Origin of the sequence: Nocardioides seonyuensis (assembly GCF_004683965.1) — a bacterium.
GTDB lineage: Bacteria > Actinomycetota > Actinomycetes > Propionibacteriales > Nocardioidaceae > Nocardioides > Nocardioides seonyuensis.
Map to the genome: position 1 here is coordinate 1,946,257 of NZ_CP038436.1, position 14,125 is coordinate 1,960,381.

Genomic DNA, 14,125 nt, shown 5'->3' on the forward strand with positions numbered 1-14,125 from the left:
GCATGCGCGGGTGACCTGGCTGCTCCTCGGCACACTCCTGGTGTGGCTGGCGTTCGGGCCATGGGTCGTCGTCGCCGTGCTCGGCGCCATGCTGGTGCCTCGGCTTCGCTGGTGGCTCCAGGACCACCTCGTCGTCCCCCGCAGGCTCGTGACGGTCGCGGCGGCCGTCGTCACGCTGACAGTCGGCGCGGTTCTGGTCGTCCCCGACGGCTGGTTGCCGATCCCGCCCGGGCCAGGGGTGCTCGCGGCACCGTCCTACCTCGGGCGGCCGGCGAGCGAGCGCGCGCTGGCGGTCGAGCCCGTCCCGGAGCATCCCCATCTCGCACGCCACGGGGCGGCCGCGGGGTCGGGTGACTCCTGGCGCAGCGGCGCGGTGCCGGGAGTCGGACCGGCGGGGCTGCAGCCGGAGGTCGAGACCGCGTGGTTCGGCCGTGAGTCGTGCCGTGACCTGGCGTTCGACACCCGCGGGCGCCTCATCACCGTCTGCGACGGCTCGGGTGGACCGCAGCTCCACGTCGTCGACCCGGAGTCGATGCGCAAGGCGGCGAGCCTGGACCTTCCTGAGCGCGCCGGGGACGCTGCCGGGCTGTGCGGAGCAACCCCCTTCTACCTCGACGCCGAGGACCGTGCGGTGGTGGCGCGTGCCGACAGGCACGTCGAGGCCCTGCGCACCAGCGACGGCGGGGGAGACCCCGACCTCACCGTGGACCAGACCTGGGACCTCCAACCGTTCGTCCCTGACGGGGACTGCCTGGTGGCACTCGCTCCTGACTGGTCGGGCCGCATCTGGTGGGCGAGTCGTGCCGGCCTGGTCGGCACCATCGCGGCCGAGAGCGGGGAGGTGGCCGCGCACGACCTCGGCGAGTCGGTGCACGACGGCCTCGCGGTCGACGGCGCCGGTGTCCTGGTCGTCACCGACCACGCGCTGCACCGGCTCACGGCCCGGCCCGACGGCCAACCGGAGCCGATGTGGACCTTGCCCTACGACCGCGGTGAGGACCGCAAGCCCGGGCAGCGGGTGCGCGGCAGCGGGACCGGCCCCACCCTCCTGGAGGGTGGCGTCGTCGCCTTCGCCGACAACGCCGACCCCGCGATGCAGGTGGTGTTCGCAGACGCGGCGAGCGGCAAGGAGATCTGCCGCCGGCCCGTCTTCGAGGACGGCGCCAGCGCCACGGAGGCCGCGCTCGTGTCCGTCGGCACCGGCGTGGTGGCGGTCAACCAGTACGGCAACCGTGGCAGGCGCAGCACCGCCCTCGGGTTCGCCAGCGAACCCGGGGTGGTCCGCGTCGACGTGGCCGGCGGTGACTGCACCGTGCGCTGGACGAGCGACCGGGTCGTGCCCTCCGGCACACCACGGGTCAGCTGGGGCAACGGTCTGGTCTACGCCTACACCAAGCGCCCCTCGTGGACAGGGGTGAGCGCGTGGTACGTCACCGCGCTCGACGTGGCGTCGGGCCGCGCCATGTGGAGTGCGCGCGCCGGGACCGGCCCGTGGTACGACAACCGCGGCGCCTCCGTCGCGCTGGCCCCTGACGGCACGCTGTGGACCGCCACGGTGGCCGGCCTGGTGCGGGTGCGAGACCGCGCCTCGGGCTAGCCCATCGCGGGCCAGCGCAGGCTGACGGTCTCCTCGCTGATGTCCCAGAGCCGGCGCTGCGCGACCTCGTCACGTGCCAGGGGACTCATGCCCACCACCCGTGGTGGGCCGGCGGCCTGTGCTGGGCCGCTCGGGCCGCAGTAGGTCCCACCCGGCAGGTCGGCCGTCGCGGCCATCAGGGTGGGGAGTGCACCGCTGGCAGCGGACTGGGAGACGGCCTTGACAGCGGCGTCGAGGATCGAGGCGCGCCGACCCCGTGTCGTACCGAACTGGCCGTTGACCGCGAGGTGGGTGCCCGCGAGGCCGGGGTGGGCTGCGAGTGCTCGCACGTGGACCCCGGCACGGCGGCAGCGCCGCTCGAGCTCGAAGGTGAACAGCAGGTTGGCCAGCTTGGTCTGCCCGTAGACGGGCCACCTGCTGTAGGGGCGCGACGCCCGGGGGTCAGCCAGCGGCGCCGAGCGCGCGACGCGGTGCATCTGGGAGGACACCGTCACCACGCGGGCATCGCCTGCGGCGGTGAGCTGCGGGAAGAGCAGACCGGTGAACAGGAAGGGCCCGAAGTGGTTGGTCGCCATCTGCGACTCGAGACCGTCGGGGGTGCGGCGCAGGGGCGGAGCCATGATGCCGGCGTTGTTGACGAGCAGGTCGACGGGGCCGAGCCCCACGGCTGCCTCAGCTGCCTGGCGCACCGAGGAGAGGTCGGCCAGGTCGACGACCAGGCGTTCGAGGTCTGCGCCGGGGACCTCCTCGAGGATCGCCCCGGCCGAGTCGTCGATCTTGTCGAGGCTGCGGCCGGCGAGCACGACCCGTGCTCCACGCCGGGCGAGCTCGAGGGCGGTGTGGAAGCCGATGCCCCCGAGGGTCGTGCCCGTCACGACCGCGGTGCGAGCAGTCAGGTCGGGCATGTCTGCCAGGCTCCAGCTCACGGCGTCACAGCCATCGCGGCGAGCACGCGCTCTGCGAGCTCGGTGTCGCCGTCGACCTCCACCCGGCCCTGCTCGACCGCGCGACGACCGCCCGCGAGCAGGATGAACGCCTCACGGTCGGTGCGCAGCCGAGTGGTCGGCTCGTCGGGGACAGCGACCGCGGAGCCGCGACCGTCCTCGCCCACCCGGACCGCAGTGGACCCGTGGCCCTCCACCTCGACCACGACAGTGGCACCGGCGGGCGCCTTGGCCCGCTTGGCCACCACGATCGGCAGGCTCTCGAGGAGGTAGGAGGCGGTGTGCACGGCGGCACTCGAGTCGAGCCCGCCGGGGATCCCCACCGCACGGCGGACGTCCTGCTCGTGCATCCACACGTCGAGCGGTCGGTTGCGCAGGAGGGTGCGGGTGGACCAGCCGATGGCGCCGAAGAGGCCGGGGGCGGGCGCGTCGGGATCGGTCGGTGGGTCGGCGACCAGGGAGGTGTGGCGCTTGGTGGTGGACTCGTGGATCTCGTTGATCAGCTCGTCGGCGCTGCGGTCCCGGCGCGCCACGACCCCCTGCTCGGTGAACGTGCCCATCACGCCGCGGACGTGCGGCGCGTCCGAGACGTCGACCTCGTCGTGCGCCTCTCCTGCGAGCAGGGACTCGAGGTGGGCGATGTGGGCCACGACCGCGTGGACGTCCCAACCCGGCAGGTCGGTCGGTGTCGCCCACTGCTCGGGGGGGACCGTCTCCATGAGCTTGATGAAGGAGTCGATCGCCTCCCACCACGCATCGACGCACTGTCGCAGCTCAGGCACACCGGCGAGGTCGGCGTTCGCGGCGGACTGGTCCGTGCCGGGCTCCGGGGAGCGGGACTCGGGCGGGGAGGCGGACTCAGTCATGGGGGAAGCGTAGGGGACGCCGGAGTGGGTACCCCCTCATGACAGGCGCGTCTGCGCCCTACACGAAGGAGTGACCATGGGAATCGGACTCGGAATCATCCTGCTCGTTCTCGGCCTGATCTTCGCGATGGGTGTGGTCGACCTGCCCGCCAGCGTCGACGACGTCGTGGCCACCAACACCCTGGGATGGATCCTGATCATCGCGGGCGTGCTGGCCATCGTGCTCGCGCTCGTCATGAACCAGCAGCGCGCGCGGACCACGCACGTCGAGGAGCGCCGCGAGATCTGATCAGATCGGCTCGATCGAGGAGATCAGCCAGGACCCCTCGCGCTTGACCGCTGACACCTTGAGCTGGGCTGCGGCGACGCTCGAGCTCTCGTCGGCCTTGCGCACCGAGGACTGGTCGAGGAAGACGAGCAGGTCGGCCTTCGACTCGGTCAGGCGGCGTACGCCGACCACCGCGACGCGGGCGGACAGGGTGAGCTCCTGACCCTCGGCCCTCTCCTCGAGGTCGGCGAACAGGGTGTCGTACTGCTCGGCGGCGTCGCCGGTCAGCACGCGCTCGGCGGCGGCCTCGGTGGGCGCGGGGTCGTCGTGGTCGTAGCTGAGGATCTGGCCGAGGGCGGTCGCGACCTGTCCTTCGACCTCGGTCGACAGCTCGCCGTCGACGACCGCCAGGTTGGTCGCTGACTCCGTCGAGCGGATGCTGTCGGCCTGGACGAGGAAGACCACCCCGGCGAGCAGGCACAGCGCAGCGACCAGTCCAACGGCGGCAAGAGTGCGGGTGCGCGTCATGGCGACACCACCGGGACATCCGCGAGGCTGGCGAGCTTCCAGTCGCCGTCGACCTTGAGCAGGTCGGCGGTGAACCGGTTGCGCTTGACGGTGGCCTCGCCCTCCTTGGGCTCGACCGTGATCTCCACCGCTGCGATCACCGAGGCTGAGTCGCCGCCGGCGGACAGGTCGATCACGGCGGCTTCGACGACCCGACCGGTGGCGACGTTGGCTGCGGCCACGAGGTCCTTCTTGTTCTGCTCGTCGACCTTGGTCAGCTCGTCGTTCAGATCACCGGTGGAGGCCTCGAGCCAGGCGTTTATGCCGGCGTCCACGGACTCCTCGTCACGCTGGTCGAGGCTGGTCAGCGTCTCGATGTTGCCGTGGGCCGCGATCAGCACCTGGTCGCGGGTCCGGGCGAGATCGAGCGAGTCGTCGTTCTTGGCCTGCCACCAGCTCAGTCCGGCCCACCCGGCGAACACGGCCGAGGCAACGGCGAGGCCGACGAGGAGCCACAGCACCCGACGCCGCCGGGGTGATGACCCGGCTTCGGGTGAGGTCGCCGGTGGCGGGGAGGGGCTGTCGGTGTCGGTGTCGATGACGTCTCCGTGTGCAGTGGTCACTGGGCGCCCATCAGCTCGGCCAGGCTCGAGGGCACCGTCACCGTATCGTTCGCCACCACACGCACCTGGCCCCTGGGAGCACGGGCGGGCCCGCGCACCATGTTGGCGGTGCAGCCGGCGTTGATGTTGAGGCGGCCCTTGCCGGTGTCGGTGCCCCGGCGCATGTTGGTGCCCGAGTAGCCGGTGGTGCAGGGCAGCGGGTTGGTGAAGCTGGTGACGAGGCCGAGCTGCAGCCCGTTGGGACCGAGGACGTCGCGCGCTGCGGAGACCGCCTCGGGGGCGCGGATCAGCACGTCCTCGAAGCCGGCGGAGTGGGCGCTGAAGATGTCGTTGGCCGTCAACAGGTTGCCCAGCAGGACTCCGAGGGGCGCACCCACCTCGTCGATCAGGGACTCGACCTCGCGAGCCATGTCGGGGGAGGCGGCGATCAGGTCGCGAAGGCTGCGGTCGTTGGCCTCGAGGGTCTCGGCCATCAGCTGCAGGTCGCGGCTGAAGGAGGCGATGTTGTCGGCCGAGCGGTGCTGGGTGGCCAGCACCGTGGGTGCTGAGTCGATCAGGCTGGCGGTGACGTTGAAGTTCTCCTCGGCCACCACGACGAGGCTGTCGGAGGCGTCGATCAGCGCACGCAGGTCGTCGCTGGCACCGCGAGAGGCGTCGTAGAGCTCGTCGACGGTGCGGCGCAGGTCCTTGCGGGGGAGCGAGTCGGTGAGCGCGATGGCGTTGCCGAGGAAGGCCTCGACCTTGACCGGCAGCGCGTCGGCCGTGGCGGTGATCTCGGCGCCGTCCTCGAGGTAGGGGGCCCCGTTGCTGGTCGGACGCAGGTCGACGTACTGCTCGCCGATGGCGGAGCGGTTGGCGACGACGAGCGTGAGGTCGGCGGGGATCTGTGGGCCGTCCTCGGCGAGGTCGAGGTCGACGAGGATGCCGTCGTCGACCAGCGTCAGCTCGCCCACTCGGCCCACCGGGACCCCGCGGTAGGTGACCTCGGCGTTCTCGAAGATGCCGCCGGACTCGGGGAGGGCGACCTTCACCGAGTAGCCGCCCTGGCCGAAGAGCCGGCCCAGCCCGACGTACTCGGCGGAGACGTAGCTGATGCCCAGGGCTGCGATGACGAGGAACGCCATCACCTGGAACTTGACCCGCTTGGTGATCATCGTCCGGTCACCTCCTGCTCGTCATCGGCGGGAGCGGACGTCTCGACCGACGGTGTCGGTGAGGTCGAGGGCTCCGTGGTGGGCTCGGTCGTGGGCTCGGTCTCCGCGGACGGCTCCGGTGTCGAGCCTGTCTCCGGTGACGGCTCCTCCGTGGAGGACCCCTCGGTCGACAACCCCTCGGTCGGCGGGATGAGCAGCGGTGGCGCAGAGGCGTCGGGTGCGGGCTGCAGGGTGGTGGTGCCGGGGGTGCGCAGGCTCAGGGTGAGGAAGGTGTTGAAGTAGTCGCCCTCGATCGCCGAGAGCACCGAGTCCGGGAACGGGAACGTCAGCAGGATCTCGAGCGAGCGCGGGAGGTTGCGGCCCGACCGGGCCAGCTGGTCGAGGATCGGCTCGAGGCTCTTGAGGTCCTGGACCATGGCGTCGGCGGAGCGGTCGATCGTCGTCACGCTGACGTCGGAGAGCTTCTTCAGGGCCGCCAGCATCTCGATCAGGTCGGCGCGCTGCTCGGCGAGCTGGGAGATCGCCGGGGTGAGCTCGATGAGTGCCTTGTCGATCGTGTCGGTCCGAGCGGCCAGGGTCGAGGTGAGGACGTCGATCCCGTCGATCGCCTCGACCAGGTCGTCGCGGCGCGCGTCGAACCCGCCGACGAACTGCTCGACGGTGCGGATGAAGGCCTTGATCTCCTGGGTGCGGCCGCCGTTGAGCTGCTGGAGCTCGCGGCTGATGCGCTGGGCCTGCCCGAGGCCACCGCCGTTGAGCAGCAGGGAGAGCGCGCCGAGCACCTCCTCGATGCCGGCCGCCGCGGTCGTCGTGCTGAGGCCGATCGATGCGCCGTCCTCGAGGCGCGGACCCCCCGGATCCGGCGAGACCGGCAGCAGCCCGATGAACTTCTCGCCGAGCAGGCTGGTCTGCTGGATGCGGGCCGTGGTGGCTGCCGGCAGGTCGGTGGAGTCGTTGATCTGCATCTCGACCACGGCGCTGTGGCCGTCCTCGGCGAGACGGATCTCGGTGACCTGCCCGACGTCGACGTGCCCGACCTTGACGCTCGACTGGGGAACCAGGTCGAGCGCGTCCTTGAAGTGGGCGGTGACGGTCATGGGGTCGGAGCCGAGCTCAGGGCCACCGGGCAGCGGCATCTCGTAGGCGCCACCGGAGACGGCGCTGCACCCGGCGGTGGTGGTCAGCAGCACCGCGACGGCGCCGGCGGCGACAGAGCGGAGGGATCGGCTGGTCACTGGGTGCCTCCCTGGCTGGACGATGCCTGACTGGGAGCGTCCGCGTCGGAGGCGGCGGGTGCGGGGGAGTCCCCGAGTCCGGGCAGCAGCAGCGGCGGCGGCGTCTTCCACCCTGACTGCATCTGGCCCTTCTGGATGCCGTCGGTGGTGCCGCCCCAGATCGTCACGTCGTTGGGGTTGCCACGACCCTCGAGGATGCCGAGCTTGGGGTTGTAGGCCATGAGGAAGTTCTGCAGGGTCACCGGCAGCGTGCGCAGCATCTCCTCGAGGGACTTGCGCTGCTTGACCAGGAGCTGGGTGGTGGTGCCCATGCTCTTGACCGTCGTGTTGATCTGGCTGCGGTTCTGCCGGATGAACTTCTCGACGATGGCGAGTGCGCCGGCCAGCTCGCGAGTCGCGGCGGCGAACTCCTCGCGGTCGTCGGCGAAGTTGCCCTGGACCTCGGCGAACTGGCGGTTTACCTCGCTCACGGCGCGGTCGTTGCGCTCGAAGAGCGTGGAGATCTCCTCCAGGTTGGTCACCGACTCGAACATGTCCTCGTCGAAGCCGTCGAGGGTGCGGCTGGCGGCACCGAAGTCGGTGAGCACCTGGCGCATCACCTTGCCGTTGCCCTTGAGGTTTCGCGCGGCGACGTTGATGACCCTGGAGAGCGACCCGTCCTTGTTGGCGCCCTTGGGGCCGAGGGCCACGTTGAGGTCGTCGATGCTCTCGACCATCTCGTCGATCTCGATCGGGGTGAGGGTCTGGTCGGCCTGGAGGACTGCACCGTCAGCCAGGGCAGGGCCGCTGGTCCAGGGGTTGGTGAACTGCACGTAGCGGTCGCTGACCAGCGTGGGGACGATGAGGGCTGCGCCGGTGTCGGCAGCCACCTTGACGTCCTGGTCGACGGTCATGGACACGCGGACGAGCTCGCCCTCCGGCTCGATGGCGGTGACCTCTCCGACGGCGACCCCGAGCACGCGGACGTCGGAGCCGGGGTAGAGGCCCACGGTGGAGTCGAAGAGCGCCTCCACCTTGAACTTGTCGTCGCCGGTGAAGAGACGCACGCCTGCGACGGCTGCGACTGCCAGCACGACGACGGCGACGGCGACTGCGACGCGTCCGGAGCGGCTGATGGCCATCAGGAGTTCCTCCTGCCGGGGTTGCAGTTGCGCTCGGCGCCGGGGTCGAGCTCGGGACGCTTGTCCTCGTCGAAGAGGCCGCAGACGTAGCCGTCGATCCAGCGACCGGTGCCCGTCGCGGAGTTGAGCATCCGGTAGTAGGGGCCGATGAGCTTCATGGCCTGGTCGATCTCGCTGTGGTTGCGGTTGAGGATGCGGCTCACCTTGTCGAGCTTGGCGAGGGCGGGGCTGAGCTCGTCCTCGTTCTCACGCACCAAGGCGGTCAGCTGGGTGCTGAGACGCTGGGTGCCCACGAGAAGCTCGTGGATGGCCTCGCGCCGGGCCGCGAGCTCGTCGAGGAGCAGGTCGCCGTCGTTGAGGAGGGACTCGATCTCGGTGCTGAGGCCGGAGAAGACGCCGGTGATCTCGGCGGAGGACTGCATGAGCGAGGCGAGCTCGTCATCACGCTTGGAGATCGTGGTCGCCAGCGCCGACATCCCCTCGAGCATCTGGCGCAGGGCCTTGGGGGTGCGCTCGAAGGAATCGGCGAGCACGTCGAAGCTCTTGGCCATCCGCTCGGTCTTGATGGCGCCGACGTTGCGCGAGAGGTCCTCGAACGCGAGTGCGACGTCGTAGGGCACCGTCGTGCGCTCCAACGGGATCGGGCCGTCGAGCTCGCCGTCACCTGCGGGGGTGAGGGCGAGGTACTTCTGGCCGAGGAGCGACTTGATCTTGATCGCGGCGCGGGTGTCCTCGCCGAGCGAGACGCCCTTGGCGCGGAACTCCACGATGACCTTGGCGCCGTCGAGGCGCACGTCGCTGACCTTGCCGACCTTCACGCCGGCGACCCGCACCTCGGCGCCGTCGGTGATGCCGGCCGACTCGGCCACCTCGGCCGAGTAGGTCTTCCCGGCCACGCCGGGGAGCGAGTCGGAGTAGAACGTCATGCCGCACAGCACGGTGAGCACCACCATGCCGATGACCCCGATCCAGGCCGGGTTGCGCTCGCTGAAGGAGATTCTCATGCTCCGCACCTGCTCACGTTGGTCGTGGCGCCGACGGAGCCGAGGTAGCCCTCGGGCACCGGGATGCGGCCGCCGACCTCGCACAGGTAGAAGTTGACCCACGAGCCGTAGCTGGCGGTGCGCGCGAGCGCGTCGAGCTTCTTGGGCAGGTTGCCCAGGGTGCGGTCGATCAGCTTGCCCTCGGCGGCGAGGTTGCCCGAGAGGGTGTCGAGGTGCTTGATGTCGGCCTTGAGCGGCGGACGAGCCTGCTCGACGAGGCCGCTGAGGCTGTTGGTGAGGTTGCCGATGCTCGTCACGGCGCCGCCGAGGACGGCGCGGTCGTCGGAGAGCCCGGACACGAGGCTCTGGAGCGAGGAGATCACCGTCTGGAGCTCGGTGGTCCGGCCGTTCATGGTCGTCAGCAGGGTGTTGAGGTTGGTGACGACGTCTCCGATCACCTCGTCACGCGACGCAAGGGTCTGGGTGAGCGAGGCGGTGCTGGAGATCAGCCCCTCGACGGTGGAGCCCTCGCCCTGGAAGACCTTGATGATCTGGAAGGACAGCTTGTTGATGTCCTCGGGGGAGAGCAGCCGGAAGAGCGGGCGGAAGCCGTTGAACAGGGCAGTCAGGTCGAGGGCCGGCTCCGTGCGGTCCAGGCCGATCTTCGACCCGGCCGCCAGACCAGGCCCGGAGGCGCCGGTGCCCTGGTCCAGGGAGATGTAGCGCTGGCCGATGAGGTTGCGGAAGCGGATCGCGGCGGTGACGCTGGAGGAGAGCTCGATGTCGGGGTCGACGGCGAGCGAGACGGTGGCCTCCTCGGCGCCGCTCACCTCGATGTCGGTCACCTGGCCGATGCGGACCCCGGCCATGCGCACGTCGTCACCCTCGTTGAGGCTGGTGACGTCGCTGAAGACGGCCTTGTAGGGGGTGCCCTCCACCGAGCTGGAGTTGCGGATCGTGGCCGCCAGCACGCCGGTGGCGAGCACGGTGCACAGGATGAACGCCACGCTCTTCCAGAGCGGGCCGATCACGGACCTCATCGGGACTCCTTGGTCGTGGCGGATCCGGAGACCGTCACCGAGGTGCCGCGCAGCGCAGGACCGACCACGAGGCTGGACCAGGCGGGGTAGTCCTCGGGTGCCATGGCGGACCCGGTCGAGAGCAGCTCGGAGATCAGTCGGTTCTCGGCGGGCGAGTTGGCGTCGGCGGCGCCGCCGCCGGGGCAGCTGGGGCCGCTGCCAGAGCGGAAGCGGATCGCGTCCTTGCTGGTGTAGCGGCCGCGGGAGGGTACGACGCTGATCTCGGCGTGCAGCCCGGGCTCGTCGGTGCCCTTGCCGAGGGCGCGGTCCATCAGCGGGATCTGCTCGACCAGGGCCTGGTTGAGGCAGGGGAACTCGGGCGAGTAGCGCGCCAGCATCTGGAGGAACTCGCGACTCTCGACGCTCAGCGAGATGATCGTCTGCTGGTTGCTGCCGACCCAGCCTGCGGTCTTGTTGGACGAGGAGGTGACGGTCTGCAGGAGCGTCTGGATCTCGGCGCGCTTCTCGGTCAGCGTGTTGGCGGTGACCGCGAGGTCGTCGAGGGCCTGCAGGAAGTCCGGGGAGGCGGCGGCGTAGTCACGTGAGACCTGGCCGAGCAGCTCGAAGTCGTCGGCGATCGTGTCGACGCGCGGGTTGAGCCGGTTGAGGTAGCGCTGCCAGCTCGTCATCGTCTGGCCGATGGCCTCGCCCTGTCCCTCGAGGGCGTCGGCGAGCTCGGTGAGGGTGGCCGACAGCTTCGCCGGCTGCACCGCCCTCAGCACGGGGAGCAGGGAGTCGAGCAGCTCCTCCATCTCCAGGGCCTCGCTCGAGGTGTCCTGCAGGATCGTGTCGCCGTCGTTGATCGGCGCGCCGGTGCCCGAGGTCGAGGCGAGGCTGACGAAGCGCTCGCCGAAGAGCGTCTTGGGCAGCAGCCGGGCGGTGGAGTCCTGGGGGATCCAGTCGGCCTTGTCCGCCTCGATCTGGAGGGTGACGCGCGCCTCGCTGCCGACGTTCTGGACGTCGATGACCGTGCCGACCGGCACGCCGCGCACCTTGACGTCGGAGCCGTCACGCAGCGCGTTTCCGACGTCGCCGGCCTCGAGGGTGACCTCGATGTTGTCGGCGAAGACCTTGTTGTAGGCGGCCATGCTGGCCACCACGACGAGGGCGGCGAGGCCGATGTAGACCAGGCCGAAGAATGCGTCGCCGACCTTGCTGGGGGTGCGGCTCATCCGGCGATCCTCACTGTCGTGGTCGTGCCCCACAGCGCGAGCGACAGGACGAAGTCGAGGAGTGCGACGACGACGATGCTGCGGCGCACGGCATTGCCGACCGCGCGGCCCACGCCTGCCGGGCCGCCACTGGCGGTGTAGCCGTAGTAGCAGTGGATCAGGATCACCAGGACCGCGAAGATCAGGACCTTCACGAAGGAGAGCACGATGTCGACCGGGGGCAGGAACAGCTTGAAGTAGTGGTCGTAGGTGCCGGCGGACTGTCCGAAGAAGTAGACCGTGATGAGGCGGGACCCCATGTAGGAGGTCAGCAGGCCGATGACGTAGAGCGGGATGATCGCGATGAAGCCCGCGATGATCCGGCAGGTGACGAGGTAGGGGACGCTGCGCACGGCCATGACCTCGAGGGCGTCGATCTCCTCGGAGATGCGCATGGCGCCGAGCTGGGCGGTGAAGCCCGAGCCGACGGTGGCCGAGAGTGCGAGAGCGGCGACGAGAGGTGCGATCTCACGGGTGTTGAAGTAGGCGGAGATGAAGCCGTTGAGCGTGGAGGTGCCGATCTGGTTGAGCGCGGCGTACCCCTGCATGCCCACGACCGTGCCGGTGAAGAGGCTCATGCCCAGCATCACCCCGATGGTGCCGCCGATGACGGCCAGCGCGCCGGAGCCGAAGGTGACCTCGGCCAGCGTGCGGATGACGTCCTTGGGGTAGCGGACGATCGCGGCCGGGATCCAGGCCAGTGCCCGGGCGTGGAACTTCAGCTCGGCGCCGAGCGTGACGAGCATGTCGACGGGCTTGCCGAGCATCGCGCGGGTGTCAGTGGAGAGGCTCATCAGGCACCCTTCGCCGGGATGACTTGGAGGTAGAGGGTGGTGATCACGAAGTTCATGAAGAACAGCAGCAGGAACGTGATGACCACGGACTGGTTGACCGCGTCGCCCACGCCCTTGGGGCCGGCGCTGGGGTTGAGGCCGCGGTAGGCGGCGACGACTCCGGCGATGAAGCCGAAGATCACTGCCTTGATCTCGCCGACGATCAGGTCCTCGATCTGGGCGAGCGCGGTGAAGGAGGCGAGGTAGGCGCCCGGGGTGCCGTCCTGGACGAGCACGTTGAACACGTAGCCGCCGATCACGCCGACGACCGAGACCATGCCGTTGAGGAGGACAGCGACCAGCATCGTGGCGAGCACCCGCGGCACGACCAGGCGCTGGACCGGGGAGACGCCGAGCACCTTCATGGCGTCGATCTCCTCGCGGATCGTGCGGGCGCCCAGGTCGGCACAGATGGCCGCGCCACCGGCACCGGCGATGGCCAGCGCGGTCACGATGGGACTCGCCTGCTGGATGACCGCCAGCACGCTGGCGGCCCCGGTGAACGACTGGGCGCCGATCTGCACCGTGAGGGTGCCGAGCTGGAGCGCGATGACGGCGCCGAAGGGCACCGCGACGAGCGCGGCCGGCAGGATCGAGACGCTGGCGATGAACCAGAACTGCTCCAGTGTCTCGCGCCACTGGAACGGGCGCCGGAAGATGTTGACGATGACGTCGAGCGCCAGGGCGAAGAGGCTGCCGACCTGGCGCAGGCCGCGCATCGGCGCGGAGTAGGCCGCCGGTCGCGTGACCGGGCGACGCTCGAGCTCCTTGTCGGGCTGGCGGATCACCAGCTCCTCGATGTCGGGAGTGGTGCGCAGGCGCTCCGCGTGGCGTACGGCGCCGGCTCGCTCGCCCATGCCCTCGCTGGGCTGGATCTGCGGCGGCACGTCACCGAGCTTGAGGTGGTCCATCGCGCCGAGCAGGTGGTGCGGGGTGGCGTCCTTCTCCTCGGACATGCCGATCGGCCCGACGGGGGAGCCGTGGATGAACTGGGTGACGGCCGGCTCGTCGGTGGTCAGCATCGCCTCGCGCGGGCCGAACATCACCAGCTCGCGGCGGAAGAGCATCCCGAGGTTGTCGGGCAGCGTGCGCGCGAGGTTGGTGTCGTGGGTGACCACCAGGATCGTCGCGTCGGTCTCGGTGTTGACGTCGACCAAGAGCTGCGCGATGTAGGCGGTGCGGACCGGGTCCAGACCGGAGTCGGGCTCGTCGCAGAGGATGATGTCGGGGTCGAGCACGAGCGAGCGCGCCAGGCCGACGCGCTTGCGCATGCCGCCGGAGACCTCGCCGGGCAGCTTGGTCTCGGTGCCGGTGAGGCCGACGAGCTCGAGCTTCTCGCCGACCTTGCGCTTGATCTCGGAGGCGGAGAGGTCGGTGTGCTCGTGGAGCGGGAACGCGACGTTGTCGTAGATGCTCATCGAGCCGAACAGCGCGCCGTCCTGGAACAGCACCCCGAAGCGCTTGCGCAGCTCCTGGGTCTCGCGGTCGGTGGCCGAGACGATGTCGACACCGTCGATCTTGACGCTGCCCTCCTCGGGGTTCAGCAGGCCCATCACCGTCTTGAGGAAGACGGACTTGCCCGTGCCCGAGGGGCCGAGCAGTGCGGTGATCTCGCCGGGCGGCAGCGTCAGGGTGACGTCGCGCCAGATGTTCTGGGAGCCGAAGCTCTTGGTGAGGCCTTCGACCTCGACGGTGGCTCCCATG

14 protein-coding genes and 1 pseudogene are annotated in these 14,125 nt (G+C 70.1%); 2 read left to right on the plus strand and 13 right to left on the minus strand.

Annotation, left to right across the window (positions count from 1 at the left end; all coding sequences use genetic code 11):
* Nucleotides 1-10: 10 nt before the first annotated feature.
* The gene (locus tag EXE58_RS09480) at nucleotides 11-1,597 is read left to right on the plus strand and encodes a hypothetical protein (RefSeq protein WP_135267650.1); all 1,587 of its coding nucleotides are present in this window, start codon (nucleotides 11-13) and stop codon (nucleotides 1,595-1,597) included.
* On the opposite strand, the gene EXE58_RS09485 is transcribed toward EXE58_RS09480, so the two are convergent.
* Together EXE58_RS09485 and EXE58_RS09490 are read right to left on the minus strand one after the other, a co-directional pair.
* On the minus strand, nucleotides 1,594-2,523 hold the full coding sequence (locus EXE58_RS09485; RefSeq protein ID WP_135267651.1) for an oxidoreductase: 930 nt from the start codon (nucleotides 2,521-2,523) through the stop codon (nucleotides 1,594-1,596). The two genes, EXE58_RS09480 and EXE58_RS09485, sit on opposite strands and share 4 nt — an antisense overlap.
* Entirely contained in the window at nucleotides 2,520-3,407 is an 888-nt protein-coding gene (locus EXE58_RS09490; RefSeq protein ID WP_135267652.1) for a maleylpyruvate isomerase family mycothiol-dependent enzyme, read from the minus strand. Before EXE58_RS09490 ends, EXE58_RS09485 begins: the two co-directional genes overlap by 4 nt.
* A 76-nt stretch (nucleotides 3,408-3,483) precedes the next feature.
* Here EXE58_RS09490 and EXE58_RS09495 point away from each other — a divergent pair, with 76 nt between their 5' ends.
* Nucleotides 3,484-3,696: a DUF6458 family protein gene (locus EXE58_RS09495; protein ID WP_135267653.1), complete on the plus strand. Its 213-nt coding sequence runs from the start codon at nucleotides 3,484-3,486 to the stop codon at nucleotides 3,694-3,696.
* On the opposite strand, the gene EXE58_RS09500 is transcribed toward EXE58_RS09495, so the two are convergent.
* The 11 genes and pseudogenes from EXE58_RS09500 to EXE58_RS19720 all read right to left on the minus strand — a co-directional run.
* Nucleotides 3,697-4,203, minus strand: coding sequence for a hypothetical protein (locus EXE58_RS09500; protein WP_135267654.1), 507 nt, complete (start codon nucleotides 4,201-4,203; stop codon nucleotides 3,697-3,699).
* Nucleotides 4,200-4,805, minus strand: coding sequence for a hypothetical protein (locus tag EXE58_RS09505; RefSeq protein ID WP_135267655.1), 606 nt, complete (start codon nucleotides 4,803-4,805; stop codon nucleotides 4,200-4,202). Before EXE58_RS09505 ends, EXE58_RS09500 begins: the two co-directional genes overlap by 4 nt.
* A complete protein-coding gene (locus EXE58_RS09510; RefSeq protein WP_135267656.1) occupies nucleotides 4,802-5,959 on the minus strand; it encodes an MCE family protein in 1,158 nt (385 codons plus the stop codon). The genes EXE58_RS09505 and EXE58_RS09510 overlap by 4 nt, the downstream gene beginning before the upstream one ends.
* Nucleotides 5,956-7,194, minus strand: a complete 1,239-nt coding sequence (locus EXE58_RS09515; RefSeq protein ID WP_135267657.1) for an MCE family protein — start codon at nucleotides 7,192-7,194, stop codon at nucleotides 5,956-5,958. Before EXE58_RS09515 ends, EXE58_RS09510 begins: the two co-directional genes overlap by 4 nt.
* On the minus strand, nucleotides 7,191-8,315 hold the full coding sequence (locus EXE58_RS09520) for an MCE family protein (protein ID WP_135267658.1): 1,125 nt from the start codon (nucleotides 8,313-8,315) through the stop codon (nucleotides 7,191-7,193). The genes EXE58_RS09515 and EXE58_RS09520 overlap by 4 nt, the downstream gene beginning before the upstream one ends.
* Nucleotides 8,315-9,319: an MCE family protein gene (locus tag EXE58_RS09525; protein WP_135267659.1), complete on the minus strand. Its 1,005-nt coding sequence runs from the start codon at nucleotides 9,317-9,319 to the stop codon at nucleotides 8,315-8,317. The genes EXE58_RS09520 and EXE58_RS09525 overlap by 1 nt, the downstream gene beginning before the upstream one ends.
* A complete protein-coding gene (locus EXE58_RS09530; RefSeq protein ID WP_135267660.1) occupies nucleotides 9,316-10,338 on the minus strand; it encodes an MCE family protein in 1,023 nt (340 codons plus the stop codon). Before EXE58_RS09530 ends, EXE58_RS09525 begins: the two co-directional genes overlap by 4 nt.
* Nucleotides 10,335-11,549, minus strand: coding sequence for an MCE family protein (locus EXE58_RS09535; RefSeq protein WP_135267661.1), 1,215 nt, complete (start codon nucleotides 11,547-11,549; stop codon nucleotides 10,335-10,337). Before EXE58_RS09535 ends, EXE58_RS09530 begins: the two co-directional genes overlap by 4 nt.
* Nucleotides 11,546-12,382, minus strand: a complete 837-nt coding sequence (locus EXE58_RS09540; RefSeq protein ID WP_208544190.1) for an MlaE family ABC transporter permease — start codon at nucleotides 12,380-12,382, stop codon at nucleotides 11,546-11,548. Before EXE58_RS09540 ends, EXE58_RS09535 begins: the two co-directional genes overlap by 4 nt.
* Nucleotides 12,382-13,140 (minus strand): MlaE family ABC transporter permease, encoded by a 759-nt coding sequence (locus tag EXE58_RS19715; RefSeq protein WP_208544252.1) that lies wholly within the window; start codon nucleotides 13,138-13,140, stop codon nucleotides 12,382-12,384. Before EXE58_RS19715 ends, EXE58_RS09540 begins: the two co-directional genes overlap by 1 nt.
* 435 nt (nucleotides 13,141-13,575) lie before the next feature.
* Nucleotides 13,576-14,124 (minus strand): annotated as a pseudogene (locus EXE58_RS19720) (ABC transporter ATP-binding protein); the annotation flags it as partial.
* Nucleotide 14,125: the final 1 nt, after the last annotated feature.